The sequence below is a fragment of the Ensifer sp. ENS07 genome (assembly GCF_014852185.1).
Taxonomy (GTDB): Bacteria; Pseudomonadota; Alphaproteobacteria; order Rhizobiales; family Rhizobiaceae; genus Ensifer; species Ensifer adhaerens.
The window spans coordinates 200,475-224,140 of sequence record NZ_JACVBE010000001.1 but is presented as its reverse complement, the minus strand read 5'-3'; the positions used below and the strand labels follow the sequence as shown (position 1 = coordinate 224,140).

Below are 23,666 nucleotides of genomic sequence, written 5' to 3'. Positions count from 1 at the left end.
GGTGCCTTCCCAGCAACGGTGCCGGCCTTAGTAGTTGGCCAGCCACTGTTCGGCGCCCAGGTCTCCAAACCGGGGCTTCACCCCAAGGAGCGGCGCAGACCGACCGATGATCGACTTGACCATCGGAGCGGCGTTGGCCGCGGCCGTCCGCCCGCCGTTTTCTCCGGTTTTCGGCGCGTCGATGATCGACAGCACGATGTATTTGGGCTTATCCATCGGGAAGGCCGCAAGGAAGGCGTTGAAGTTGATGTCCTTGGCATAGCGGCCGTTGATGACCTTGTCGGCCGTGCCGGTCTTGCCGCCGACATGGAAGCCTTCCACCTGCGCCCGCCTGCCGGAGCCCTTCACGCCGTTCCAGTTGTAGAGGAAGCGCATGTCGGCGCTGGTCGTTTCCTTGATCACCCTTTGCGAGACGAACTTCGTTTCCTCCGGCGAGCGCGGCAGGAAGGTCGGCGGGATCAGGTGTCCGCCATTCATCAGCGCCGCGGCGGCGACGGCCGTCTGCAACGGCGTGGTCGCCACGCCGTGACCGAAGGAGATCGTCACTGAATTGATCTTCTTCCACGTGCGCGGTTGGGTCGGGATGGCGACCCCCGGCATTTCGGTTTGCATGCGGGACAGGAGGCCCATCTTCGTCAGGAACTGCTGGTGACCTTCGATCCCGACCATGTCGGCAACCGCCGCGGTGCCGATGTTGGAGGAGTACTGGAAGACCTCCGGGATCGATAGCGGACGGTTCTTGCCCTTGAAGTCCTTGATGGTGAAGCCGCCCATGCGGATCGGCCGCGACGCGTCGACGACCGAGTTCAGGTTGACCTTGCCCGCGTCGAGGCCCATCGCCAGCGTGAAGCTCTTGAAGGTCGAGCCCATCTCGAACGTGGCGTTGCTCATCCGGTTGAACCAGCCCTTTTCGTACTCCTTGTCGACGCCGCCGCCAGGCAAGGTTCGCGAGGGTTCGTTCGGATCGTAGTCGGGTACCGAGGCCATGGCGAGCACCTCACCGGTCTCTGCATCGAGAACCACAGCGCCGGCCGCCTCGGCCTCATAGTCGGTCATCGCGTTGGCGACCACTTCGCGCACGATGTTCTGGACGCGCAGATCGATCGACAGCCGCACAGGCTCGAGCGAGGCGTTGCTGGTAAGGCCAGCGGCCCGCAGATCGGCAAAGCCCTGCTGGTCGAGATAGCGCTCGATGCCGGCCAGCCCCTGGTTGTCGACATTGACGTGACCGAGGATGTGCGAAGCGGTGACGCCGCCGGGATAGAAACGGCGCTTTTCCGGGCGGAAGCCGATGCCGGGTATGCCGAGCGCCAGAATGTCCGACTGCTGCTTCGGCGTGAGCTGGCGTCGCAGCCACTGGAATGCCGATCCGGACTGGAGCTTGCGGTGCGTATCGCGCCAATCGAGATTGGGGATCACGGTCGCGAGCTTCTCGACGACCTCGTCGGCGTCGACGATCTTGCGCGGTTCCGCATAGAGCGACATCGTGTTGAGATCGGTCGCCAAGAGATGGCCGTTGCGGTCGACGATATCCGGGCGAGAGGCGATGACATGGCCGCTGCCGCCGATCGACGCGGTTTCGGCCGGCGCCGACAGGCCATATTGAACCAGCCGCCCGCCGACGACGAGAAAGACGACGGCAAAGCCGGCGATCAGGATCCCCACCCGCTGCCGCGCCTGGTTCCTGCGGCCGGCGCTGGTGCCGATGATCACCCCCGGCTTGCCGGCACCATTCCTCTTGACGGAAAAATGCGCGCGGCTTCTGAGCCGAACGGCAAGCGAAATCATCGACATCCAGGTACTTCCACATGCAGCCAACCGGGCACGTGCTCGACCCGTCGCCAATCGTCGATCGGCAGCCAGCGCTCGGTGAAATTTAAACCTTAGGAGGTCCTAATGGACCAGATAGTAACACCAGAGTTGCACTCAACTGGTTAATGGCCGATTAACCACGATGCGCCGTCTTTGGGGGGACCGGGTTTTGGAGGGCGATCAGGAGTGCGGCCGATCGGCACAAGCCGGCCTGGCCCCGTGGCGCCTGCGTGCTTTCGCCATCAGGAAATCGTTGGAAACTCGGCGCCCAAGCGGCAGGTTACTCCGGCCGCTCGCAGACGGCGGCGATCTTGTTGCCGTCGTGATCGCGAACCCAGGCACCATAAAAATTTGCGTGAAACGGGCGTAGGCCCGGCGCACCCTCGTCCGTGCCGCCATTGGCAAGGGCTGCGGCATGAAAAGCGTCGACGGCGGCGCGGGTCTCGGCGGCAAGCGCGATGCTCACGCCATTGCCATAGGTGGCAGGCGCGCGGTCGAAGGGCGTCACAACCCAAAAGCGGATGCGATCGCCCTCAGCGCCATAGCCGATCTCGGTCTCGTCCCGGCGCTGCCGGTGGTAGCCAAGGGTCGGCATTACCGCATCGTAGAACGCACCGGCGCGTGTCAGATCGTTGCTGCCGACGGTGACGTAAAGCAGCATGTTATTTGGCCGCTTCGTCTTCGGTTTCCGTTTCGCTGCCGGCCTGCTGGCGCCCCTTGAAATCCTTGGCAAGCAGGAACATCTCGACCGATTCGGCGCGCGAGGAGGCCGGCTTCACATGGATGACCTGACGGAAATTCTGCTTGAGCATGTTGAGCAGCTCGCGCTCGGTGCCGCCCTGGAAGGTCTTCGCCAGGAAGTGCCCGCCCTTGGCCAGCACGTCGACGGCGAAATAGGCCGCGACCTCGCACAGATGCATGGTGCGCAGGTGGTCGGTCTGGCGGTGGCCGGTCGTCGGCGCCGCCATGTCGGAGATCACCAGATCAGGTGTTCCGCCGATCGCTTCCATCAGCTTGCCCGGCGCTTCCGGATCGAGAAAATCCATCTGAAGAATGCGCACGCCCGGAAGAGGGTCGACCTCGAGGAAGTCGATCGCCGCAACGCGCGGATCGGTATCGGTGGAGTTGGTGACCTTGGCGGCAATCTGCGACCAGCTGCCGGGGGCAGCGCCCAAGTCGATGATGCGGCGCGCGCCGCTCAGGATCTTGTGCTTCTCGTCGATCTCCAGGAGCTTGAACGCCGCGCGGGCGCGGTAGCCCTCGAGCTGCGCCCGCTGCACATAGGGGTCGTTGATGTGGCGCTCGATCCAGCGGCGGGAGGATGCCTTGAGCTTGCCCTTCTTGACCTTCTGGCCAAGCTTGCGGCCGCTACGGTTGGCGCCGACGGGGGGTTTCGTCATGGTTTGTTTCCTTCGTGGCTGCCGGAGGCATTGGAACCGCGCTGGTGGCGGCGCGGCCGCGAGCGGCGCCAGGCGCCGTCGTCCGCCATCATATCGGTGAGCAGGCCTTCGCGCAGGCCACGATCGGCAACCCGCATGCGGGTCGACGGCCAGCGCCGGCGGATCGCTTCGAGGATGGCGCAGCCGGCAAGCACCAGATCGGCGCGATCAGGGCCGATGCAGGGATTGGCGGCGCGCGCGTCGAAATCCCAGGAGAGAAGCCGCGCCTGCATGGCCGAGACTTCGTCGTCCGTCAGCCACAGGCCATCGACGCGGCGGCGATCATAGCGCGGCAAGTCGAGATGCACGCCGGCAAGCGTCGTCACCGTGCCTGACGTGCCGATCAGGTGGAAACCGCTGCCCGACGTGCCGTTCGCCAGAGCTTCGACAGGCGGGCTGTCGAAGCGGGAAAGCATGCCTTCCACTTCCTGCACCATCGCCTCGAAGCTTGCCGGCGTCACATGCTGGCCGCCATGGCGCTCCGAAAGCGTCACGACGCCGACCGGCAGCGAGGTCCAGTGGGTGATGTGGTTGGCGAGCCGGTTCGAGCGCGAATCACCGATGCGGATGACGGCGATCTCGGACGAGCCGCCGCCGATATCGAAGAGCACGACCGAGCGCGTCTCGCGATCCACCAGCGACGAGCAGCCGGAAACGGCAAGCCGTGCCTCGGTTTCGCGGTTGATGATTTCGAGATCGAGACCGGTTTCGCTCGCAACCCGCTCAAGGAAGCTTTCACCGTTTTCAGCCGCGCGGGCAGCCTCCGTCGCAATCAGGCGGCTGCGGCGAATGGTACGGGCGCCGAGCTTCGACGCGCAGATCTTCAGCGCCTCGACGGCACGCTCCATCGCCTCGTCCGACAGCCGGCCGCTGGCACCGAGCCCTTCGCCGAGACGGACGATGCGCGAGAAGGCGTCGACCACCCGGAACTGGCCGGGACGGGTCGGCTGAGCGATCAACAGACGGCAATTGTTGGTGCCGAGATCAAGTGCGGCATAGAGCGGCGCGGGCGGTTCGCTAGCAGCGATATAGGGTGCACGCGGTTGTTCGCCGCGATTGCCCGAACGCGGCTGTGCGCCCGCCTGACCGCCGCCGGCGGCAGAAGTCTGCCGCGCATTGCCGCCGCCATCGGCGCCACGCTGCTGCGCCGGCTGGCGCTCGCCGCTCGTCAGCGGGCGCCCCTGGAGCCCGCGGCGGTGCTTGGCCTTCTTGCTGCGCTTGTGGCCCTTGCGTTCGCCAAGCGACGCATCGACGACCTGAACGCCGCTGCTTTGCGACGCGGATCCGGCCTGAGCCTGCTGTTTTGCTGATTTCGAACGACGCCGCCGCTTGCGCTTGCGCGCCGGCTCCGTTTCGTTCTCTCCTGCGGGACGCCCTGCCAAACCGGCTGCGCCGGACTGGCTGGCAATTGCAGACGGCGAAGCAGACGACTTGCGTCGTTTACGCTTGCCCTTGCCGTTGCGCGGACCGAGCTTCGATCCATCACTGCGGCCTGCTGCCGACGCCCCGGATTCGGACGGCTTATCGCCGTGATCGGGGTCTTTCACTTGTTTCAACCATGGCGCCGCGCAAGGCCTTAGGGCCGCTCAAGGCGCTCTCTCGATTTTTCGTTGGCGCGACTGTACCAGCGCAACCCCCATTCGCCAAACTTTTTTTGAGAACCGGCTTGTGCACAACAAAGGCGTCGGGCGCCCGAACCCAGCAAACACACCGGGTTGAGCACCTGGGTCCCTGTTCCGGCCACCCTCGATGGCTGCGATCTCACTTCAGCCGCGATTTTTTTTGCAAAAGGTATTTGCATCAGCCGCCGATTTGTTTATAAGCCCGCCAACCACACCGACGGGCTTCGCTCCGACGGCGGCTTTGGGGAATAGGTTAACGGTAGACCCACGGACTCTGACTCCGTTAGTCCTGGTTCGAATCCAGGTTCCCCAGCCAATCTTCTCTCTTTAAATCCTTGATTTTCAGATCGCGCTGGATGTCGCTTTGACATCATTGGCGGCCCGATACGGCGCCGAAATCCCTGCCCACCGTAAGCTCCGTCACCTCTGAGGTAGGAATATTAGGATATTCTGCCCCATGGTCGCTTGCCTATGCGTGGCAAATGGAGTGGGATGTGGTCAACTCGGCTGACGTTGGGCGATGGCGAGAATGAAGGGGTCCGATTCGCAAATTCAGCTCGGCGGCGAAAGGCGCCAGGTGACGGCGGTTTTCTACGATATCGTCGGTTCGACCGAGCTGTTGCTCAGCAACGACCCGGAGAAATACCTCCGCTCCATCGCCAGTCTCCACAACAGTTCGGAAGACATCATTCGCCGCCATGGGGGCAATCTTAGCCGGCGGCTTGGCGACGGCGGATGCGGCTACTTCGGCTATCCGGCGCAGGTCGAGGACGCAGCCGAAATGGCCGTCCAGGCGGCTCTGGAGCTCATTGAGATGGCGACCCGGCAAAGCCACCGCCCGCGCACGGTACCCTTCAAGTTGCGCGTCGGCGTCGCAACCAGCGTCGTCGTCCTCTCCTCCGACGGCAAGGATATTGTCGGCACCGCACCGATACTGGCGGCGCGGCTTCAGGCGGAAGCGCAGCCTGATACGGTCCTTGTTGCCGAGGCAACCTACCAGCTCACTCGAAACAGGTTCGACTATACTTTCTTGCGCGACGCCGCTCTCAAGGGCTTCTCTGAACCGTCGGCGCTGTGGCAGCCTCTTGCCAGAAGCCCCGGATCTCTCCGCGACCGGTCGAACCCGGCGCGCGGCGCGCCGATGGGCGGGCGCGAGAAAGAACTGGCGCGGCTCACAATCGAGTGGAACGCCGCAAGCAGCGGCGCCGGCAGATCGGTCGCCGTCACCGGGGAAGCCGGTATCGGCAAGTCCCGGCTCGTCGCCGAACTGCGCCGCTCGCTCGGGCGCGAAAACGATGCCGATATTCTTCTGCAATGCGATGCACGGATGACCGGCGAGCCCATGCAGCCGCTGATCGGCTTTCTGGAAGCAAGCGTGGGAAAGGATGTCCTGCAGCGCGGCAACGCACCGCAACTGCGGGAGGCCCTGCACGGCATAGGGCTTCCCGTCGATGAGCGCGCGGCGCGCGCGATCGCCACGTTTACCGGCGGCGATTCGCGACGCAAGGCCGGCAATATCCAGGTTGCCGATCTCTCCGGCGAGGCGTTCCGAAAGGATGTCATCCGGGCGGCCGTGCAGATCCTGTGCGCCGGCGAGGCGGCCAAGCTCATCGTGATCGAGGACGTGCACTGGGCCGACAGCATGACCCTGACGATGCTCGAGCACCTGGTGAGCCACGCTCGCCATCGTCCGGTTCTCGTGGTCCAGACCTCGCGTGGACCGACGGCGGTTGCAGCCGCCGAAAGCCTGCCCCTCCAAGGCCTCGGAACCGCGGCGATGAAGAGCCTAGTCGCCTCCGTATGGGGCGGCGCGCCACCCGCAGGCCTAGTGTCCTTCATTCTGCAGCAATGCGACGGACTGCCGCTTTATGCCAAGGAGCTCGCGCTTCTGCTTCGCAGCCGGCATTCCGTCGCGCCTGCCGCCGCCAGCTGGACGAAGCTGCTCGTCGAAGAAGGCGTTTCGTCGCTGAACGATCTCCTAGCCGTCAAGCTCGCGAAGGTTGGAAGCGCGCGCCGCGTTGCCCAACTGGCAAGCGTCATCGGCAGGGAGTTCAGCGTCAGCCTGCTCAATCGGCTGCTCGATGGCGCAGCGGCAGCCTCGCTCGAAGCGGACCTTGCCGCACTCGTCGCGCATGGCGTGATCGAACAAGGCGCCACATCCAACGACGCCTTCCAGTTCCGCCACGTGCTGCAGCACGAGGCGACCTATGGCAGCCTGCTTCGCACCGACCGGCGCAGGTTCCACAAACGCATCGCCCAATTGCTAAGCGAGGAGGACGTGCCGAGCGTGCCGCCAGCCGTGGCCGCCTGGCAATGCGCCGAAGCTGGCCTCCATCTCCAGGCGGCGCAATTTGCAATGAAGGCGGCGGAGGCGTGCGTCCTGCGATCGGCGATGCGCGAGGCCCGCCAGTCGCTCGATCTTTGCGCCCGCGAGATTGCGGCGATGCGGCGGCACGTGGATCGCCGTCCGTTCCTGCTGGACCTGCTGCAGCTTCAGGGCGTCGTGGCGACGGCGCTCGAGGGCGAAGGGTCGCAACTGGCCCGCCGGACCTACGCGCGCGCCATTTCACTGCTCAAGCGCGACGGCTCCGCCAACCGCGAAGAGCGCCTGCCGCTTTATTGGGGCTGGTGGTTCACCGCTCCGAACATTTCTCTGCAACAATCGCGGGCGCGCGTGCTGGTGAGCGACATGGAGGGCGCCCGGGATCCCGAAACGCGGCTTCAAGCTTATCATTGCGGCTGGGCGACGAGCTTCCATGCAGGCCATCACGACTACTGCCTGGACTGCGTCGGCAAGGGCATCGCCCTATATGACGCGGAACGGGCGCTTCGCAATCGCGCCTTCTACGGCGGCCACGACGCCAAGGTCTGCGGCCTTGGCGAAAGCGCCTTGTCCTACCTTCTGACGGACGCACACGAACCGAGCGAGGCGGCCATCCGGCAATGCCTGGAGTGGGCCGACAGGACGGAGCATGTCGGCAGCATGGTGCATGCGCTCTACTACGGAATCGTGTTGCGTCGCTGCCAGCAGCGATATGAAGACGTGCACAGCCTCGGCGAACGCATGCTGGCGCTCGCCGACGAAAATGGCCTGGTGGCGAGCCAGGCGCGCGCCAATATGTACTGCGGCTGGGCGGAAGCCATGGCCTCGTCACCGGAGCGGGGCGCTGCGCGCTTCGAGGAAGGGCTGCGCCTCCAAAAGCTCACGGGGACCGACGACAATCTGTCGATCCACAGCGACATGCACTCCGAGATCCTGGAACGCATGGGAGATCCCGGAGCGGCGGTCGTCCCGATCGAGAACGCCATCGCGCTTGGCCGCAAGAGCGGCCAATGGTTCTGGCTTGCGGAGCTCTACCGGCGAAGGGCGCATCTGCGGCTGGCGCTCGGCGACGCTCCTGCGCGGGCACGGCGCGACCTGCGATATGCCTTGCAATCGGCCGAGACGCAGGGCGCCGAATGGCTGGCCAAGCGCGCCGGGCACGATTTGCGACATCACTTCGGCTAGTCGGCGATGGCGAGCGTTTCGTTCCAGGACCGATCGCTCGAGGGCGTGCTGAACGCCCCCTCCCCAGCCCCTCCCGACACCTGGCAAACCGTGGAGAAAATTCTCGCCCTCCGACGGGATTTCGGGATCACCCGCCTCGGATCGGTAACTGGGCTCGATCGGATCGGCATACCGGTCGTGCAGGTGGTCCGCCCGGCCTCGCGCTCGGTTTCGGTCAATCAGGGCAAGGGCCTCAGCTATGCCCAAGCCGCCATCTCCGGCCTGATGGAATCGCTTGAAGGATGGGCATCGGAGCGCATACCGGCGGAGCGCGTGTGGCGGGCCAGCCTTGCGGACATGAATGCCGACGGGATGTGGTCGCATCTCCATCCGGCTGCAACGCCGCCGGCCGACAGCAACGATCTCGCCTGGATTTCAGGCTGGGATCTGATCTCCGGCTCTTTCCGGCCCGTGCCGCTGGCGGCGGTCGACACAAATTACGTCATCCCCTCTCCGCATCCGCACTGGCTTCAACGCAACACCACCGGGCTTGCCGCAGGCACGAGCCTGCAGCAGGCACTGATTCACGGCTGCCTTGAGATCCTCGAACGCCACGCGCATCATCTGGCCACCCGGCGGCCGCACTTCTTCGACCGCTACCAGATCGGTGTCGACACCATTGGCGGAGGCAAATCCGGCGAAATCCTTGGCCGGCTGCGCCAGGCGGGGCTGGCTGCGGGCGTATGGGCGTTACCAAGCCCGAGTGGCCTGCCCGCCTATTGGTGTCATGTCATGGAAGACCCGGCGCGGGTTCCGCTGGCCCCCTTGCCGGCGTCTGGCTTCGGCTGCGACATCGATCATGACCCCGCCCTTGCCAAGGCTCTTCTCGAGGCGTGCCAGTCGCGCCTCGGCGCCATCGCCGCGACCCGGGAAGACGTGATTGGCCGCTTCTACGCCCCACCGGAACGAAGCGAACTGATCGCCTGGTTCGAAACCCTGTCGCGCGGCGGTCTGCCCTTTCCCGAAAATGAGCCTGCGCACGGGGGCGAAAACCCGTTACCGGCCATTCTCGAGGCGATGGTCGCCGCTGGTGTCAAAGCGGTCGTCGTCGTGGTCCTGTTCTCGGACGAAGCGCTCCCTCTGCATGTGGTCAGAGTGGTTGCCCCGCCCCTGGAGGTGAGCATTGAGGAGTGAAACGATCGTCTTCCTCGGACCAACGCTGAGTGCCGCCGAGGCGCGAGCACAGCTCGATGCGACCTATCTTCCGCCAGCCGGGCAAGGGGACGTCGTGCGCGCCGTGCTGAAACATCGTCCAGCGGTGATCGCGATCATCGATGGCGAGTTTGCGCAGCGGCCGGCGGTTCGGCACAAGGAGATCCTCTGGGCCTTGGCAAAGGGCGTGTATGTCTGCGGCGCATCCAGCATGGGCGCCGTCCGCGCGGCGGAACTCAGCGACGAAGGAATGATCGGCTATGGCTTCGTCTACCGTTGGTATCGGCGCACGAGGCTTGCCGACGACGCCGACGTCGCTGTGGCGATGGCGCCGCCCGAACTGGGTTCAAGAGCTCTCACCGAAGCCCTCATTGACATCAGACTGACACTGAAACAGTCTGAACGAAGGGGCATCATCACACACGAACTGCGCGTTGCACTCGAACAGGCGGCACGATCGCTTCATTATTCCGAGCGCAGCTACAGCACCATCCTCGACAGTGTCAGGAATAATAACAACGACCCTGATATTGAGCGATTAAGACGTCATCTCGCAATCGGATTACCGAGACAGAAGAAACTTGACGCAATCGAACTACTAAAGGCGATCTCCACCTTTAAACTTCGGCGCAAAGGCCCGGACAAGAGCAACGCGTTCGAGATGACCGAGGCTTTTGCATACGATCTTCAATACGCTGAGCTGCTCGATGAAATATTCCGAGCGGATTAGTACGAACAAGTTAATCGAATTCTACAATCACAGGTGATATTGAAACCGCGAGAGAGGCCAACATGGATGCCGCCGCTCACACGTCCGACGCCGACCCGGGCAGAGCCGCTTCACCGCGTCTCGGAACGCGCTTTCTTGTCTTTCCGCAACCCCCATACATTCCAGGTTACGAGAAACCCGAGGTGGTCTGGCTCGCCCCTTCGGCAGGCGGAATTACGGCCGGCCCGTCCGACCGGCGCATGTATGTCGCCGATCCGCTCGAAACCAAGAGGCCCTATGCCTACCCTATCCTGCCGCCCTATGCCGGCGCACTCTGCCCGCCGGTGGAACCGGACGCTGACGGACATTTCGATTACATCACGCCGGACTCGCCTGCCTTTCTGGCGACACACAGCTTTGCCTGCGCACGGCGCGTGCTGGATATCTTCGAGGGCTATGTCGGGCGCGAAATCAGATGGTTCTTCGAACCGACCCTGAGCCGGCTGGAGATCATTCCGCACATTGCCGACTGGGACAACGCACAATCGGGCTTCGGCTTTGTGGAATTCGGGGAAAGCGAACCTGCGAGAGTGACGTCGCGATTCGCGCTCAATTTCGATTCCGTCGCCCATGAGATGGGCCACCTGATCCTTCTCAGCGAACTGGGCCTGCTTGAGGGCGACGGCGCCGGCAGTGAGTTTTTTGCCTATCACGAAGCGGTCGCCGACTTCGCATCGCTGCTCGGCTTGCTGCATTTCGATACAGCCGCGGAGCGCATCCTGCGCCGCACCGGCGGCAACCTTTTGATCAACAACGAACTCGATCGCTTCGCCGAGCTCAGCGACGAAAGGCAGATCCGCACCTTCAACAATTCGCTGCGCGCGGGCGACGTCAGCCATGAAGTGCACGATCATTCCAAGCCATTTGCCGGAGGGCTCTTCGACTGCTTGGTCGAGGTCTATCAGACACTGCTCTTCGAGCGAGGACTGTCCGACCTCGATCCTCGCCAGTTCGGCAACCTGCGCCAGCAACTGGCGCCAGAGCTCATCGAAGCGACGTTGCGCCCATCAAGAGCGGACTACGAGCTGAAGCACTTTGCCAGCAAGGCTGCCCTAGAAGAGGCCCGAGACATCGTCGGCGAGAGCGTCGTTCGCTCCTGGCGGTTTCTGGAACCCGACGACGTCACCTTCGAAGCGGCAGCGGAAGCCTTTTTGACGGCCGCCGATCGGGGACGTGGTCGAGCCTATGTCGAACAGTTTGAAGATTGCATGCGATGGCGCGAAATTCTTTGGTGAAACAGAGGGAGAACGAGATGGACTACGAACATGTACCGGCACCGGCAACTGGCAGATACAAAGCGGACGAGCTTGTTCTCTACGGCGTCAAGCTCAACGCAAACGATGACTACGGCAGGTTCGATATCGGTGAAGGCCATAGTACCGAGCTTCGGGTCCAACTGTTTAAGGATGGTGGCGGCCTCAAGGCGGGCGACTACTCTATCGTCTTGGCCTACGGCTACGCATTCGACGGTCATTGCTACAGACTGGATTCGCATCGAATCTTCATCGTGACAGGCCCGAAGGCCGAAGCAGCGGTCGGTTGCGGCTTCGATTCGATCGCAGGTGCATCCTATCAAATGTGGCGCATTCGGGCATCGACAGAGTTGATTGAAATCGCGACTAGCTTTGGCGATGCGCAGACGCTCATTCTAGACGCGAACCTGCCCGGAAAGCGGTCGCCGACCTCATATGCGATCACCCAATCGATGGCGCATCGCGACCGCCGACTAAACCGCGACTAGCCGGACTCTCTAACGGAGAATGTCATGTCGATCACCTCAACCGTGAAATTTAAGCAGGACTGCAACAATTTAACGATGATAGACGAATTGCCCGGCAGCTACTGCGTGGACGACAAGTTGGAACCTATCGTCGGGCGCAGCGTCAAAAAGGACACAAGCCTCAAATTCTCGGCTGATACAAACAACGGCATCGCAGACGTGAGGATCACTGGGGACATCAACGGAACGCCGCATGACGACAGGTACGATCTGGAGGACCTAAGTAAGGGAATCACTTTCCCCAAGTAGGTGTCGGTACGCACTCGGTCGAAAGCCGCACGCTATTCATCAGGTGGCTAAGGTCGACATTGGCGGCTTCGGCCAAACAAGCGCATGATCACACCTCTCCCGAAACGATCAGGCGGAGGAAGACTTATGCTCGATACCGATAGAAAAGCGGATGCAGCCTATGCGATCGAGTACATCCAGGAACATCCGGAAGCCGGACTTTGCCAGGAGGGTCGGCGCTGGTGGATTACCCCAAACGCCAACGAGACGGATGGGCGGGTTTTTTCCATGGATACGGTGGAGGCCATACGGCTCCGGGATGATGCGCGCCTACGGGCCGTGCCTGACATTGCGCATGCGGGTCGGTCGCTCTGGGTTATGCGGGACATGACATAGTGACCGTGCAGACGCGTTCGGCCGTGAGCTTGCTCCTTACAGCAGCCGCCGTCCTGCCAGATTGCGCATCAGCGCCGCTGCGCCAAAGCTCCAGGGCGCACATTCGGTCGAAAGCCTGACCGTGTTGGTCAGCGACCCGAGTTCGGCACTGGCGATCGTCACCACGTCGCCGAGCTTGTGGGTGAAGCCCTGGCCGGGCTCGTCGCGGTCTTCGACGGGCGCAAAGAGGGTGCCCATGAACAGCATCAGGCCATCAGGATACTGGTGGTGCGGGCCAATCGTCTGAGCGACGAGGTCGAGCGGGTCGCGGCTGATTTCGGCCATCGAACTGCGGCCGGTCAGGCGGTAGCCGTCCTCGCCTTCGACCAGGAGCGTCAGTTCGGCCTTGCGGACATCGTCGATCCCGTAGGTTTCATCGAAGAGGCGGATAAAGGGACCGACGGCGCATGAGGCGTTGTTGTCCTTGGCCTTGCCGAGAAGCAGCGCCGAGCGCCCCTCGATGTCGCGCAGGTTGACGTCGTTGCCGAGGGTGGCACCCCTCACCTGACCGCTCGACGAAACCGCGAGCACGATCTCCGGCTCCGGATTGTTCCAGCGTGAGGCCGGGTGCAGGCCGACATCGGCGCCCGGGCCGACCGCCGAGAGAACCTGCGCCTTGGTGAAGACCTCCGCGTCCGGGCCGATGCCGACCTCCAGATACTGCGACCAGACGCCCTCTTCGATGAGGGCTGCCTTGACGCGGGCCGCCTCCGGCGAACCGGGCTTCAGGTTTCGCAGACTGTCGCCGATGACGGCTGTGACGCGGGCGCGGATCGTTTCGGCGCGCGACGCATCGCCCGCCGCCCGCTCCTCGATGACGCGCTCGATCATCGAGCGCGCGAAGGTGACACCACAGGCCTTCACCGCCTGCAGATCGCAGGGCGCAAGGAGATGCAGGGCGGACGGATCCGCCTTCTGTCCGAGGCAATCCTCGAGAGCGACAAGCCGCTCGCCCTGGGTGGAGCGGACGTGCGCAACGGGATCCGGGTGTTCGAGGAGGTCGCGCATGGTGGGCGCTGCCTTCGAGGTGATGTCGAAGAGCGCGCCGTCACGGATCACAACTACCGACGGGCCGCCGACATCGGCTCGCCAGGCGCGACCGACAAAGGTGCCATTTTGAAATACCGGATCCGCCATGCCGTTCTACCCTCCCGTGAGCGCTACCATCATGCAGCGGAAACCTCCGCTGTAAAGCGGGCGACGACGATCGAACGTCCCTTGGGTTGTAGCGGTCGGAACATTGCAAATTTTCACGCGTTTACGGTTACGGCGCGCCGATCCGAGCGCGCCCCGCCGCTCTGTCTCGCGAGCGCACGAAATCCGGCGCCCACCGCTGCCCCGGGAAGGTTCAGGAGCAGCCGGCCGAGGCCACGAGGAGATCAAGAAAGGATCAACGCAATGAACCAGCACGAAGAGTTCAAGGAAAAGCCGGTCATCGACCCCGTGACTGGGCAGCCGCTGCCCCAACCCACTGCGCAAACGCACCTCAGCGACGTACCTGTCGAGCCCCCCAGACGCAGCAGCTGGCCAATCATCATCATCCTGCTCGCCGGCTTGGTGCTGGCGTTGATCGCCTGGCTGCCGGCCGAACTGAGCCGCGACACCGCCAACACGGCAGCGCCGCCGTCGACCACCGACCAGCCGGCAACCGGAACGACGGGCCAGGCCACACCGCCGGCCGATACGGGCACGGCTCCCGCCGGTGGAACGACGACCCAGCCGGCCCCGGAAGCAACGCCGCAGCAGGGAACACAGGGCGCTAGCCCGAACTCGACCCCTGGCACGACACCCGAAATGACGCAGCCGGCGCCGTAAGCAGGACGGAGCACGCGCAAACCGGTGGGCCGGAGGCTTTTGATCTCCGGCCCTCGCGTCGTCGTTCACCTGAACAAAAATCATGAGGCCGAATGACGGATCGGCTGTGTCCGTTAGACGTCGTTCGTCAGTCCGGCCGGATGTTTGCGGATATCATCGCGTCCCAGCCGGCTGCGGCGCAGTCGGCGATCGCGACCAGGGTTTCCCGCGTGGCGCCGTCGCGCGCCTGGATCGACATGCCGTGCTGCAGCGAGGCGACGTAGGCGGCAATCGCGGCGCAGTCGACACCCACAGGCAGTTCGCCTTCCTCGACTGCGCGCTCGAAACGCTGCTCCAGAGCCATCTGCTTCTCCAGCCGACGCAGCTTCAGTGCGTCACAGACCTCCGCATCACCACCCGCCATCTGCGGTGCCGACAGAACCACCATGCAGCCTCTCGGCTCGCCACGCTGTGTAAAATTCTCGGCCGTGCGTCTCAACAGGTCGTGCACCGCCGCCTTTGCGGTCGGAACCGTCTCCAGTTCATCCCAGATGCCGGCACCGTCGGTGCGGCCGTAAAGGTCCACGGCCTCGATGAAGAGCTGCGCCTTGCTGCCGAAGGCAGCGTAGAGGCTCGGCGGGTTCAATCCCATGGCCCGAGTCAGATCCGACAGCGAGGTATTGTCATAGCCCTTGTCCCAGAAGAGCTGCATGGCGCTTGCAAGCGCCTCGTCCCTCGAAAAATTGCGTGGCCGCCCGCGGCTCATCTCGGCTGATCCTTTTTTGTATCGATCAATACATAAATCGCTTGACAGCGGATGGCAAGTCGTTTCCCCTTATATGTATCGATCACTACAGATTTGGAGAAACCAGTGACGAGTTTGAAAGACAAGGTGGCCCTGGTGACGGGCGGCAGCCGCGGCATCGGTGCAGCGATCGCAAGGCGCCTGGCGAGCGACGGCGCAACCGTGGCGGTGACCTACAGCCAGTCGAAAGAAAAGGCCGAGGCGCTCGTGGCGGAGATCACGGGGGATGGCGGCAGCGCACTGGCGATCCAGGCGGACAACCGCGATCCGGGCGCGGTTGAAGCCGCCGTCAAGACGGTCGCGGAAAAACACGGTCGCATCGATATCCTCGTCAACAATGCCGGCATCTTCGACGCCGGAACGGTGGACGAGGTGACTGAGGAGGATTTCGACCGGACGATCGACGTCAATGTGAAGGCGGTGTTTCTCGCCACGCGCGCCGCTTCGGCGCACATGCCGGATGGCGGGCGCGTCATCAACATCGGCAGCAACCTCGCCGCCCGCGTCCCATGGCCGGGCATGAGCCTTTATGTGCTGAGCAAGAGCGCGCTGATTGGCTTCACCAAAGCGGTGGCGCGCGATCTCGGGCCGAAGGGCATCACCGTCAACATCGTCCATCCTGGCTCGACCGACACGGACATGAACCCGGCCAACGGCGAACATGCCGGCCCGCAGCGCGGACTGATGGCGATCCCGCGTTTCAACGAGGCGAGCGACGTAGCAGGCGTCGTCGCCTGGCTGGCGGGGCCTGACGGCCGCAGCGTAACGGGCGCCGAATTCACCATCGACGGCGGCACCAACGCCTGATCAGGCAAGGAACAAGGCCGGAAACGCAGCGTCCGGCCTTTTCCTACTTCGTGATGCTATGGCTTCGGACCGTGTCAGGCCAGGAAACGCTCCGGCCGGTAGGGCGCGATGTCGATGACCGTCTTTTCGCCGGTCATGGCTTCCGCCAGCGCCCGACCGGTGACCGGCCCAAGCGTCATGCCGTGATGGGCATGGCCGAAGGCAAACCACAGGCCCTCGTGACGCGGCGCCTTGCCGATAAGCGGCATCATATCCGGCGTGCAGGGACGCGCGCCCATCCAGGGTTCTTCGTCGCGACGTTCGGCAAGCGGGAAGAATTCGCGCGCCACCCGCTCGGCCCGCGTCAGCTGCACCGGCGTCTTCGGCGCATCGCGCCAGGCAAATTCCGCACCCGTCGTCAAACGGATGCCGCGCAGCATCGGCGCCAGGAAGTAGCCCTTTTCGGCATCGAGCACCCAGTTGTTGAGCTGCGCGCCGTCCTGCATGCCGTAGTGCATGTGGTAGCCACGCTTCACAGCCAGCGGGAAATGATAGCCGAGCTTGCGGGTAACCGTATCGGCCCAGGGGCCGAGCGCCACGACGACTTCGCGGGCTTCCAGCGGCCCTTCCGGGGTGGCGACGCGCCAACCGGGACCTTCGAGTACGTGTTCGGTCGTCGCCGCATCGCCGGAAATCAGCCGTCCGCCCAGGGACTGGAAGTAGGCGAGATAGGCCTTGTTGAGGCTGTGCGGATCGCGGATCGACCAGGGATCGCTCCAGCGCAGACCGCCGACGAGATCGGCCTTGATCGACGGCTCCAGCGTCTTCAGCTCGCTCGTCGAAAGCTTCTGGTGGTTGACGCCGAAGCCCGCCGAGAGCTTTTCCGCTTCCTTGTACGCGGCGTCGCGTTCCTTCTCGGTGCGGAACACCTTCATCCAGCCGTCCTTACGGATGAGGTCGCCGGCTCCGGACGCCTCGATCAGATCCTGATGTTCGGTGATCGAATGCTCGATCAGCGGCGCATAGAGCTGGGCGATGCGCCGGTGCTGGGTAAAGCCGGAATGCCACCAGTAGCGGGCGAGGAACGGCACCAGGCCCGGAAGGGCGCGGAAATGGTAATGGGCGTCGATGGTGTTGTTGAGCGCGTAGCGGAAGAGTGCGCCGAAATCATGCGGGAAGCCGTATGGAAAGACGCCTTCGCGCTGGATCAGGCCGGCGTTGCCGTAGGAGGTTTCCTCGCCGGGGCCACGACGATCGAGCAGCACCACCGACTTGCCGCGGCGGGCGAGATGGATGGCGGTGGAAATGCCGACGATGCCGGCGCCCAGAACCACTACGTCAGTCTTCATCTCAGGCTGCCCCGTTGCTCGATCAAGACAAACCGCGGCTTTGCGTGAAGCCGCGGCACCAATATCACTTCTTCTTCAGCGCATTCATGATTTGCTCGAGATAGCCGAGCAGTACGGCCGAGACGACAAAGGCCAGATGTATGATCGTCGCCCACATCAACTGCTCGCTCGAATATTGCTGCGCGTTTAAGAAGATCTGCAGCAGGTGGATCGAGGAAATGGCCACGATCGACGACGCAACCTTGATCTTCAGGCTGCCGGAATCGAGCTTGCCGAGGAAGGAGACCTCCGCATCGCCTTCGTCGAAGCGGCTGACGAAATTCTCGTAACCGGAAATCATCACCATCACGATCAGGCTGGCCACGAGCGCTGCATCGATCAGGCCGAGCATCGCCAGAATCATCTGCGCATCGTCATAGACGAAGACCATGCTGGCGATCTTCAGCAGCTTGAAGGCGAACGAGATGCCGTAGAGGGCAAGTGCCGCGACCAGGCCAAGGTAGAAGATGACGAGAAGCCAGCGGCTGGACAGGATGATCCGCTCGACGAGCAGTTCCAGCGATTTCATGATGTTCGATACCCCGGGGCGAAAACGACAATTGGGGCATCAATAGCCAAGCGGGCCAGCAAGGGCAAGCAAGACGATTCGGCCACCAAACACATCGAGGGCGGCTGTGACGCCGCCCGTTTCCTGTTTATGCCTAACAACTCAAATAGGGCCGCTCAGCCGCGGCGCACCAGGCCGGCAACGAGCGAAATCACCAGAAAGACCAGGAAAAGGAAGAAGAGGATCTGCGCGATGCCCGCGGACGTGCCGGCAATACCCCCAAACCCAAGTACACCCGCTATGATTGCCACAACGAGGAAGACAAGCGCGTAGTATAACATAGCAATTCTCCTTGCCTAAATCACTGCAATGCAAACGCGATAGCTTTCAATTTGTTCCAGTTCTCGATCAAAATCGGCGCGCGGAATTCCGTGGCGTCACTCGACATTAATATTCTGTTTACGATGAAAGACGAAAGAGTCCCAAATCGGCACGGTTTGCACCGGAAATGCCCGGAACCTTCGCAATACTCTGACGTTCTTCATCCATGGAACGCAGGGTCGAAATGAAGATGCCGACAGCACATATCTGGAAAACGGCGACCGAAGCCGGACGGGAGCGGACGCATCTCTCCGATAGAAATCTTCACATCGGAAAGACGATGCGCGACCTGTACACGGACGGCGAAGAACAAAGCGCCAAGCTTCAGTCTCTGCTTGAAGAACTTCGCAGGCGAGAGGCCAAGGCAAAGAAGAAATAAGCGCGATGCGCATGACAAACAAAAAGCCGCGCGACAGGTGTCGCGCGGCTTTTGTCTTGGCGTCGTTCTTCCGGGGAAGCAAGACTGACTGCTTGCCGCGAACCGCCTAGCGGCGCGACATCCAGTCGTCGATCTGCCGCTCCGCCTCGTCACGTGCAACGCCGTATCGCGCCTGGATCCGCCCGGCGAGTTCTTCCCTGCGGCCATCGATGATATCGAGGTCGTCGTTGGTGAGCTTACCCCACTGCGACTGAGCCTTACCCTTCAACTCGTGCCATTTGCCTTCAACAATGTCCCAGTTCATTTCCGATCCTTTCGGTTGATGCAGTCGCCCTAGCGCAATTGCCCAAGAGCTACCGGTGAAATCAGTTGCGAGCCTTGGCGCCGCTTTCGCTTCGCGCGGCAACGGCATAGCTGCCGTCATCGACCTTGACCTCGACCTGCAGACGGCCAGGCGCCTTCACCTGCCACTCGATGGTCGCGTCTTCTACGAACAGCGCCGGATCGACTTCCGCGCAGGCCCCGTAGGCGTGCTTGAAGCTCGTCGATGTCGCCTCGATCGCAGGCGAAAGCAGTTCGCGGCATTCGTCTACGGTCTCGAAAGCCACGGTGGGCGCCGGCACTTCGCGGCAGGCCTCTGTCGTCTGCATGCAGCCGACCAGGACCATGATGGCGGCAATGTGTTCCATTCGCATGCTCCCTTGCGTCAAACTCCAACAGCAAACGGAAATGTGCGATCTGCGGTTCCGCGAATGGGCGCGAAATATTTCCTGGAACCTTGGCGTCAGCTGCGCGTTTGAGCGGCCCAGAGACGGCCGGGAGGCGTCATTCGCCCACAGCGTTCAGCGGGCGACCACGGCCCACAACCGGGACGGACATCGCCCGTCGGCCACCCCAACAATGGAACAAAAATGCCCCGGTCTCGTTTTCGCAACGATAACAAGCGCTGCGACCGCGGCCGAGCGACGGAGGATATACTGGCGAGGCAAGGACACACCACAAGCGGCTCGCTCATTGCGAGCGCCGAAAGGTAACATCAAAAGTCGATCAGGACGGCGCGGCATCGGGTACGGGCTATGCCTCATTGTCGTCATTCTGTTCGTCACCAGTCGCGGGCAAATCGATTTCACCGAAAATTGATTCTCAGTTCAACAAAGCAACCCTCGGATAGGAACGCGTCATGAAGAAGATACTTATCGTAGCAAGCCTGATCCTCCCCCTCGCGGCATGCACGCAGACAGAAAAGGGCGCGGCGATCGGCGCAACCGGCGGTGCCATCGTCGGCGGTGCGGCGACGGGCAATGTCAGGGGTGCGGCCGTGGGCGCGGCCATCGGCGGCGTCGCCGGCGCGCTCATCGGCAACGCCAACGAACCGGGCCGCTGCATCTATCGCGACCGCTACGGCCGCCGCTACGAAGCCGCCTGCTGATCGGCGCATCTCATAAAGAAACGGGCAGCCGCCCGTTTCTTCCCCCTCAAAGCGGAACCCCACCCTTCGACGGGACTTTGGCCGCAGCCTCCGCTTCATCGAGTTTTTCAAGAAGATTGAGAAAGAGTTCTGGAACGGGCTCCTGCTCCAGCGACCGATAGAGCGCCTTCAAGCTGGTGCCGATCGAGCCGCCGATTTCGAGCGTTTCGGCAGTGCCTCCGCGCTGTTGGCCTACGCCGCCGTGCTTTCCGGTTTCTTCATCCATGCTGCGTCCCACCACCGCTTAGTCCTTCACGGCTTTTGCTGCCCTTGCGAAATCGCCGGCACACCGTTTCGAACACGTCCCCCATTTGCTCTAAGCCGAAAAACGTGTTCAAAACATCCATCTATTCCGCCCCATACCCCCTATCCTCAGAAATCAAACGAATCGCATTGCACGTAAGGAAGTCGTTGATGTCACTTTCGACCCGGATTGCGCCCCACCTGCCCTTTCTGCGCCGTTACGCGCGGGCCGTCACAGGCTCGCAGGCCGCAGGCGACGGCTATGTGGCCGCCGTTCTCGAAGCCCTGATCGAGGATATCAGCCTCTTTCCGGAAGCCTCGAACGACCGGATCAGCCTCTACAAGCTGTTCTGCTCGCAGTTCGAAAAGATCTCGATCGACCGCAGCGAAAATGCCTCACCGTTCGCATGGGAAAAACAGGCGGCCGCCAATCTCTCGCTGATCGCGCCGGCGCCGCGCCAGGCGTTTCTGCTCGTATCGGTCGAGGGTTTCTCCATCGCCGATGCGGCCGAGGTCATGAACCTCAGCCAGGCCGAGTTTTCGAAGCTGCTGACAGTCGCCTCGGAGGACATTTCGCACCAGGTCGCAACGGACGTCCTGATCATCGAGGACGAGCCGCTGATCGCGCTTGATATCGAGGATATGGTGACCAGCCTCGGCCACCGCGTCACCGGGATCGCCCGCACCCACGGCGAGGCGCTCGATCTCTACCGCAAGACCTCTCCGAAGATGGTTCTGGCCGACATCCAGCTTGCCGATGGCAGCTCGGGCATCGACGCCGTCAACGAGATCCTCACGCAGGCCGCTGTGCCGGTGATCTTCATCACCGCCTTCCCCGAGCGGCTGCTGACCGGCAAGCGGCCGGAGCCAGCCTTTCTCGTGACCAAGCCGTTCAATCCGGACATGGTGAAGGCACTGATCAGCCAGGCGCTGTTCTTCGACGAGCACGCACGCTCTGCCCGGCGCTAGGCCGGGCAACACATCCCCTTATCCGGGCAGCTGACGTTCAGGCGGCTGGTCGCTGATTTCCTCGACGATGGCGAGGACGATGAGAGAGAGCGGCAGCGCCAGCATGGCGCCGACCGCCCCCCACATCCAGGTCCAGAACACGATCGCCAGGAAGATCAAGAACGGGTTCACCTCAAGCTCGTTGCCGAGGATGGCCGGAATGGCAAGGTTTTCCATCGCAAGGTGAACGACGAAGAAGGCCACCGCCGGCGCCAATGCCAGCCACAGCACCTCGTGCGTCATCAGCCCCGCCACCAGCAGGCTCAGCGTCATCGCCGTGACGCCGAGATAGGGAATGAAGCTGGAGACGAAAGCGAACAGGCCCCACAGCGGCGCCATGCCCAGACCCCCGACAAAAGCGATCACCGTCGTAACGAGGCCGAGCGAGAAATAGATGACGCTGGCGATCGAGAAGTATCGCGCCAACGCATCCTCGATGCCGTTCATGATGCGAATGGCGCTAAGCCGCCGCTCACGGCTGGCAAAGGCAAGGATGACCGCCTTGCGCAGTTGCAACCGTCCGAGCAGAAACAGGCCGAGTGCTGCGAGAAAGATCAGTGTCTGCACCAAAGCGGGTGTCAGCCCGGCGGCGGTGGCGGCAAGCATCGGGCCGGCATTCTTCATGACGGTATCGGCAATCGCATCGTTGCCGACGCTGCGCGCGACGGCCAGACGCAGCCACTCGAACCGGTCAATGAACGGCATCACCCGCGCCACCACGCTTTCGGCAAGCTTCGGCGCCTCCGAGGCGAGCGCCGTCAACGGACCCAGGAGGGCATTGACGAGCCACGAGAGGCCGGTGACGAAAATGATCGCCAGCAGCAACCCTCCGAAAATCGGCGGCAGGCCATAACGCGCCAGTCCGTCGGCCGTCCGGCCGAGCACGACGCCGACGACGATTGCGAGCGTGATCGGCAGGAGGATCGTTTCCATGGCGTAGATGCCCGCGCATGCGGCAATGGCGAAGAGGCCGATAATACTCCAGGCGACCATCAGATCGATGCCGTCGCGCCGCGGGGCTGTCGATGGCGCCGCCGTCGCCACAGCAGCCTCTTCCTCGACGATCCACCGCGCACGCTTGCGCTGCTGGGCGGCACCCGCCCGACGCAGCGTATTCGCGATCATGCCTCGCCGTCCTTCAGCCAGGGCCGCGCGCGGTTCGTTCGCGTTTCCGGTCAACAGATCAGGCCGCCCTGCCTTTTGCTCCGGCCCGGCTTGCGGCACATCGCGTGAATGATCTTGCACGGTCAATGGTGTTCCGGCGGGAAGACATGCAGGGTCAGCGACAATAGGCCAAGCCCCAGAATGATGACGAGCAAGGTATGGGCGACACCTGCGGCGGTGTAGGGAAGAAGACCGAAACCGATCATGACGCCCGCCAGGAGAAGGACACAGACACGGGGCAGCCAGTAAAGCATAGACAGTCCTCCCAATCGTGGCGGCCGGTTTTGGCCTGCTTCTTCGGATTGGACACTTAACGTGCCGGTGCGCCGTTTGGTTCCGCGCAAGGGAACTGAAATGGGAACGAAAAACGCCGCCGGACGGCAGTCCGGCGGCGCAGGAATAAGAAGACGGGAAATCCCGTAGCGCAGGCCTTAGGCGGCAGCGGCGACGACGATGACTTCGACGAGGTATTCCGGGGTCGCGAGCTTGGCTTCGCCGGTGGCGCGAGCCGGGGTGTGGCCCTGCGGTGCCCAGGCGTCCCAGACCGAGTTCATCTTCGGGAAGTCTGCCATGTCGGCGAGCCAGATGGTGGCCGAGAGGATGCGGGTCTTGTCGGTGCCGGCGAGCGCCAGAAGACGGTCGACTTCGGCAAGCGCCTGCTTGGTCTGCGTCACGACATCGTCACCGGCGTTGCCGACCTGGCCGGCGAGGTAGACGGTGTTGTTGTAGACCACGGCCTGGCTCATACGGGGGCCGGTTTCGAAACGCTTGATTTCCATGAACGTGTTCCTGAGGTTGGGCCGAACGATCGGTCCGGCCAAAAAGCGGCTGCCCGCCGCCAAGAGGCGAGAAGTGAAGGCGGCGCGACACCTCTACACCATCAAGCCCCCAAGTCAAAGAAGCCGGGCATTGGCTGCCCGGCTTCTCTTGTTTCTTCAGCAAAAATCAGCAGCGGCGG

The 23,666-nt window shown here is 63.0% G+C and carries 27 protein-coding genes and 1 tRNA gene; 13 read left to right on the top strand and 15 right to left on the bottom strand.

The window, feature by feature from the left end; translation table 11 throughout:
* Positions 1–27: 27 nt before the first annotated feature.
* The 4 genes from IB277_RS01060 to IB277_RS01045 form a co-directional block, all read right to left on the bottom strand.
* On the bottom strand, positions 28–1,794 hold the full coding sequence (locus IB277_RS01060; RefSeq protein ID WP_034800896.1) for a penicillin-binding protein 2: 1,767 nt from the start codon (positions 1,792–1,794) through the stop codon (positions 28–30).
* 298 nt (positions 1,795–2,092) lie between these two features.
* Entirely contained in the window at positions 2,093–2,473 is a 381-nt protein-coding gene (locus IB277_RS01055) for a VOC family protein (protein WP_090294905.1), read from the bottom strand.
* Between the two features lies 1 nt (position 2,474).
* Entirely contained in the window at positions 2,475–3,212 is a 738-nt protein-coding gene (locus IB277_RS01050) for an RlmE family RNA methyltransferase (protein ID WP_034800892.1), read from the bottom strand.
* Positions 3,209–4,798, bottom strand: coding sequence for a Ppx/GppA phosphatase family protein (locus IB277_RS01045; RefSeq protein WP_060516471.1), 1,590 nt, complete (start codon positions 4,796–4,798; stop codon positions 3,209–3,211). Before IB277_RS01045 ends, IB277_RS01050 begins: the two co-directional genes overlap by 4 nt.
* Before the next feature lie 317 nt (positions 4,799–5,115).
* Here IB277_RS01045 and IB277_RS01040 point away from each other — a divergent pair.
* From IB277_RS01040 to IB277_RS01005, 8 genes are all read left to right on the top strand, one after another.
* Positions 5,116–5,189 (top strand) — tRNA-Gln (locus IB277_RS01040).
* 213 nt (positions 5,190–5,402) lie between these two features.
* The gene (locus IB277_RS01035; protein WP_110818513.1) at positions 5,403–8,381 is read left to right on the top strand and encodes an AAA family ATPase; all 2,979 of its coding nucleotides are present in this window, start codon (positions 5,403–5,405) and stop codon (positions 8,379–8,381) included.
* A 6-nt stretch (positions 8,382–8,387) separates the two neighbouring features.
* Positions 8,388–9,554 (top strand): YcaO-like family protein, encoded by a 1,167-nt coding sequence (locus tag IB277_RS01030; protein ID WP_110818514.1) that lies wholly within the window; start codon positions 8,388–8,390, stop codon positions 9,552–9,554.
* On the top strand, positions 9,544–10,302 hold the full coding sequence (locus IB277_RS01025; protein WP_034800884.1) for a TfuA-like protein: 759 nt from the start codon (positions 9,544–9,546) through the stop codon (positions 10,300–10,302). The genes IB277_RS01030 and IB277_RS01025 overlap by 11 nt, the downstream gene beginning before the upstream one ends.
* A 62-nt stretch (positions 10,303–10,364) precedes the next feature.
* Complete coding sequence (locus IB277_RS01020; RefSeq protein ID WP_110818515.1) at positions 10,365–11,576, top strand: hypothetical protein; 1,212 nt, start codon at positions 10,365–10,367, stop codon at positions 11,574–11,576.
* Between the two features lie 17 nt (positions 11,577–11,593).
* Positions 11,594–12,082 carry a hypothetical protein gene (locus IB277_RS01015; protein WP_034800879.1) on the top strand — a complete coding sequence of 163 codons (489 nt, stop codon included), beginning with the start codon at positions 11,594–11,596 and terminating at the stop codon, positions 12,080–12,082.
* A 24-nt stretch (positions 12,083–12,106) separates the two neighbouring features.
* The gene (locus tag IB277_RS01010) at positions 12,107–12,370 is read left to right on the top strand and encodes a hypothetical protein (RefSeq protein ID WP_034800877.1); all 264 of its coding nucleotides are present in this window, start codon (positions 12,107–12,109) and stop codon (positions 12,368–12,370) included.
* Positions 12,371–12,496: 126 nt separating this feature from the next.
* Entirely contained in the window at positions 12,497–12,745 is a 249-nt protein-coding gene (locus IB277_RS01005; RefSeq protein ID WP_034800874.1) for a hypothetical protein, read from the top strand.
* Between the two features lie 36 nt (positions 12,746–12,781).
* Here IB277_RS01005 and IB277_RS01000 read toward each other — a convergent pair whose 3' ends face one another.
* Entirely contained in the window at positions 12,782–13,921 is a 1,140-nt protein-coding gene (locus IB277_RS01000; protein ID WP_034800872.1) for a fumarylacetoacetate hydrolase family protein, read from the bottom strand.
* A gap of 252 nt (positions 13,922–14,173) precedes the next feature.
* Here IB277_RS01000 and IB277_RS00995 point away from each other — a divergent pair, with 252 nt between their 5' ends.
* Complete coding sequence (locus tag IB277_RS00995) at positions 14,174–14,599, top strand: hypothetical protein (protein WP_110818590.1); 426 nt, start codon at positions 14,174–14,176, stop codon at positions 14,597–14,599.
* 127 nt (positions 14,600–14,726) lie between these two features.
* Here IB277_RS00995 and IB277_RS00990 read toward each other — a convergent pair whose 3' ends face one another.
* Positions 14,727–15,344, bottom strand: coding sequence for a TetR/AcrR family transcriptional regulator (locus IB277_RS00990; RefSeq protein ID WP_034800870.1), 618 nt, complete (start codon positions 15,342–15,344; stop codon positions 14,727–14,729).
* 51 nt (positions 15,345–15,395) lie between these two features.
* Between IB277_RS00990 and IB277_RS00985 the strand changes: the two genes are divergently transcribed.
* Complete coding sequence (locus IB277_RS00985) at positions 15,396–16,190, top strand: 3-oxoacyl-ACP reductase family protein (protein WP_082566269.1); 795 nt, start codon at positions 15,396–15,398, stop codon at positions 16,188–16,190.
* A 74-nt stretch (positions 16,191–16,264) separates the two neighbouring features.
* Here IB277_RS00985 and IB277_RS00980 read toward each other — a convergent pair whose 3' ends face one another.
* The 3 genes from IB277_RS00980 to IB277_RS00970 all read right to left on the bottom strand — a co-directional run bounded on the left by IB277_RS00980 (position 16,265) and on the right by IB277_RS00970 (position 18,406).
* On the bottom strand, positions 16,265–17,518 hold the full coding sequence (locus tag IB277_RS00980; RefSeq protein ID WP_034800866.1) for an FAD-binding oxidoreductase: 1,254 nt from the start codon (positions 17,516–17,518) through the stop codon (positions 16,265–16,267).
* A 64-nt stretch (positions 17,519–17,582) separates the two neighbouring features.
* Entirely contained in the window at positions 17,583–18,086 is a 504-nt protein-coding gene (locus tag IB277_RS00975; protein WP_082566270.1) for a TIGR00645 family protein, read from the bottom strand.
* Between the two features lie 155 nt (positions 18,087–18,241).
* Positions 18,242–18,406, bottom strand: a complete 165-nt coding sequence (locus tag IB277_RS00970; RefSeq protein ID WP_034800864.1) for a DUF1328 domain-containing protein — start codon at positions 18,404–18,406, stop codon at positions 18,242–18,244.
* A 224-nt stretch (positions 18,407–18,630) separates the two neighbouring features.
* On the opposite strand from IB277_RS00970, the gene IB277_RS00965 reads away from it, so the two are divergent.
* The gene (locus IB277_RS00965) at positions 18,631–18,825 is read left to right on the top strand and encodes a hypothetical protein (RefSeq protein ID WP_060584342.1); all 195 of its coding nucleotides are present in this window, start codon (positions 18,631–18,633) and stop codon (positions 18,823–18,825) included.
* 106 nt (positions 18,826–18,931) lie between these two features.
* On the opposite strand, the gene IB277_RS00960 is transcribed toward IB277_RS00965, so the two are convergent.
* Positions 18,932–19,129, bottom strand: a complete 198-nt coding sequence (locus IB277_RS00960; RefSeq protein WP_090294925.1) for a CsbD family protein — start codon at positions 19,127–19,129, stop codon at positions 18,932–18,934.
* A gap of 61 nt (positions 19,130–19,190) precedes the next feature.
* The gene (locus IB277_RS00955) at positions 19,191–19,514 is read right to left on the bottom strand and encodes a hypothetical protein (protein ID WP_034800858.1); all 324 of its coding nucleotides are present in this window, start codon (positions 19,512–19,514) and stop codon (positions 19,191–19,193) included.
* Positions 19,515–20,005: 491 nt separating this feature from the next.
* Here IB277_RS00955 and IB277_RS00950 point away from each other — a divergent pair, with 491 nt between their 5' ends.
* Positions 20,006–20,254, top strand: a complete 249-nt coding sequence (locus tag IB277_RS00950; protein WP_034800856.1) for a glycine zipper domain-containing protein — start codon at positions 20,006–20,008, stop codon at positions 20,252–20,254.
* A gap of 46 nt (positions 20,255–20,300) precedes the next feature.
* On the opposite strand, the gene IB277_RS00945 is transcribed toward IB277_RS00950, so the two are convergent.
* Complete coding sequence (locus IB277_RS00945; protein ID WP_060584014.1) at positions 20,301–20,519, bottom strand: NepR family anti-sigma factor; 219 nt, start codon at positions 20,517–20,519, stop codon at positions 20,301–20,303.
* 188 nt (positions 20,520–20,707) lie between these two features.
* Here IB277_RS00945 and IB277_RS00940 point away from each other — a divergent pair, with 188 nt between their 5' ends.
* On the top strand, positions 20,708–21,505 hold the full coding sequence (locus IB277_RS00940; protein ID WP_034800852.1) for a response regulator: 798 nt from the start codon (positions 20,708–20,710) through the stop codon (positions 21,503–21,505).
* Between the two features lie 18 nt (positions 21,506–21,523).
* On the opposite strand, the gene IB277_RS00935 is transcribed toward IB277_RS00940, so the two are convergent.
* The 3 genes from IB277_RS00935 to IB277_RS00925 all read right to left on the bottom strand — a co-directional run bounded on the left by IB277_RS00935 (position 21,524) and on the right by IB277_RS00925 (position 23,487).
* Positions 21,524–22,654, bottom strand: coding sequence for an AI-2E family transporter (locus tag IB277_RS00935; protein WP_370689547.1), 1,131 nt, complete (start codon positions 22,652–22,654; stop codon positions 21,524–21,526).
* Positions 22,655–22,791: 137 nt separating this feature from the next.
* Positions 22,792–22,962, bottom strand: coding sequence for a hypothetical protein (locus IB277_RS00930; RefSeq protein WP_089044705.1), 171 nt, complete (start codon positions 22,960–22,962; stop codon positions 22,792–22,794).
* Positions 22,963–23,139: 177 nt separating this feature from the next.
* The gene (locus tag IB277_RS00925; protein WP_060516475.1) at positions 23,140–23,487 is read right to left on the bottom strand and encodes a RidA family protein; all 348 of its coding nucleotides are present in this window, start codon (positions 23,485–23,487) and stop codon (positions 23,140–23,142) included.
* Positions 23,488–23,666: the final 179 nt, after the last annotated feature.

What these genes read in the sequence shown, in the direction of transcription:
- IB277_RS00930 (WP_089044705.1), bottom strand. Translation starts at nt 22,962, where the DNA reads ATGCTTTACTGGCTGCCCCGTGTCTGTGTCCTTCTCCTGGCGGGCGTC.
- IB277_RS00955 (WP_034800858.1), bottom strand. Translation starts at nt 19,514, where the DNA reads ATGGAACACATTGCCGCCATCATGGTCCTGGTCGGCTGCATGCAGACG.
- IB277_RS01015 (WP_034800879.1), top strand. Translation starts at nt 11,594, where the DNA reads ATGGACTACGAACATGTACCGGCACCGGCAACTGGCAGATACAAAGCG.
- IB277_RS01055 (WP_090294905.1), bottom strand. Translation starts at nt 2,473, where the DNA reads ATGCTGCTTTACGTCACCGTCGGCAGCAACGATCTGACACGCGCCGGT.
- IB277_RS00925 (WP_060516475.1), bottom strand. Translation starts at nt 23,487, where the DNA reads ATGGAAATCAAGCGTTTCGAAACCGGCCCCCGTATGAGCCAGGCCGTG.
- IB277_RS00975 (WP_082566270.1), bottom strand. Translation starts at nt 18,086, where the DNA reads ATGAAATCGCTGGAACTGCTCGTCGAGCGGATCATCCTGTCCAGCCGC.
- IB277_RS01030 (WP_110818514.1), top strand. Translation starts at nt 8,388, where the DNA reads ATGGCGAGCGTTTCGTTCCAGGACCGATCGCTCGAGGGCGTGCTGAAC.
- IB277_RS00965 (WP_060584342.1), top strand. Translation starts at nt 18,631, where the DNA reads ATGAAGATGCCGACAGCACATATCTGGAAAACGGCGACCGAAGCCGGA.
- IB277_RS00960 (WP_090294925.1), bottom strand. Translation starts at nt 19,129, where the DNA reads ATGAACTGGGACATTGTTGAAGGCAAATGGCACGAGTTGAAGGGTAAG.
- IB277_RS01000 (WP_034800872.1), bottom strand. Translation starts at nt 13,921, where the DNA reads ATGGCGGATCCGGTATTTCAAAATGGCACCTTTGTCGGTCGCGCCTGG.
- IB277_RS01035 (WP_110818513.1), top strand. Translation starts at nt 5,403, where the DNA reads ATGAAGGGGTCCGATTCGCAAATTCAGCTCGGCGGCGAAAGGCGCCAG.
- IB277_RS01010 (WP_034800877.1), top strand. Translation starts at nt 12,107, where the DNA reads ATGTCGATCACCTCAACCGTGAAATTTAAGCAGGACTGCAACAATTTA.
- IB277_RS01020 (WP_110818515.1), top strand. Translation starts at nt 10,365, where the DNA reads ATGGATGCCGCCGCTCACACGTCCGACGCCGACCCGGGCAGAGCCGCT.
- IB277_RS00950 (WP_034800856.1), top strand. Translation starts at nt 20,006, where the DNA reads ATGAAGAAGATACTTATCGTAGCAAGCCTGATCCTCCCCCTCGCGGCA.
- IB277_RS00945 (WP_060584014.1), bottom strand. Translation starts at nt 20,519, where the DNA reads ATGGATGAAGAAACCGGAAAGCACGGCGGCGTAGGCCAACAGCGCGGA.
- IB277_RS00990 (WP_034800870.1), bottom strand. Translation starts at nt 15,344, where the DNA reads ATGAGCCGCGGGCGGCCACGCAATTTTTCGAGGGACGAGGCGCTTGCA.
- IB277_RS01050 (WP_034800892.1), bottom strand. Translation starts at nt 3,212, where the DNA reads ATGACGAAACCCCCCGTCGGCGCCAACCGTAGCGGCCGCAAGCTTGGC.
- IB277_RS00940 (WP_034800852.1), top strand. Translation starts at nt 20,708, where the DNA reads ATGTCACTTTCGACCCGGATTGCGCCCCACCTGCCCTTTCTGCGCCGT.
- IB277_RS00970 (WP_034800864.1), bottom strand. Translation starts at nt 18,406, where the DNA reads ATGTTATACTACGCGCTTGTCTTCCTCGTTGTGGCAATCATAGCGGGT.
- IB277_RS00985 (WP_082566269.1), top strand. Translation starts at nt 15,396, where the DNA reads ATGGCAAGTCGTTTCCCCTTATATGTATCGATCACTACAGATTTGGAG.
- IB277_RS00980 (WP_034800866.1), bottom strand. Translation starts at nt 17,518, where the DNA reads ATGAAGACTGACGTAGTGGTTCTGGGCGCCGGCATCGTCGGCATTTCC.
- IB277_RS01060 (WP_034800896.1), bottom strand. Translation starts at nt 1,794, where the DNA reads ATGTCGATGATTTCGCTTGCCGTTCGGCTCAGAAGCCGCGCGCATTTT.
- IB277_RS01005 (WP_034800874.1), top strand. Translation starts at nt 12,497, where the DNA reads ATGCTCGATACCGATAGAAAAGCGGATGCAGCCTATGCGATCGAGTAC.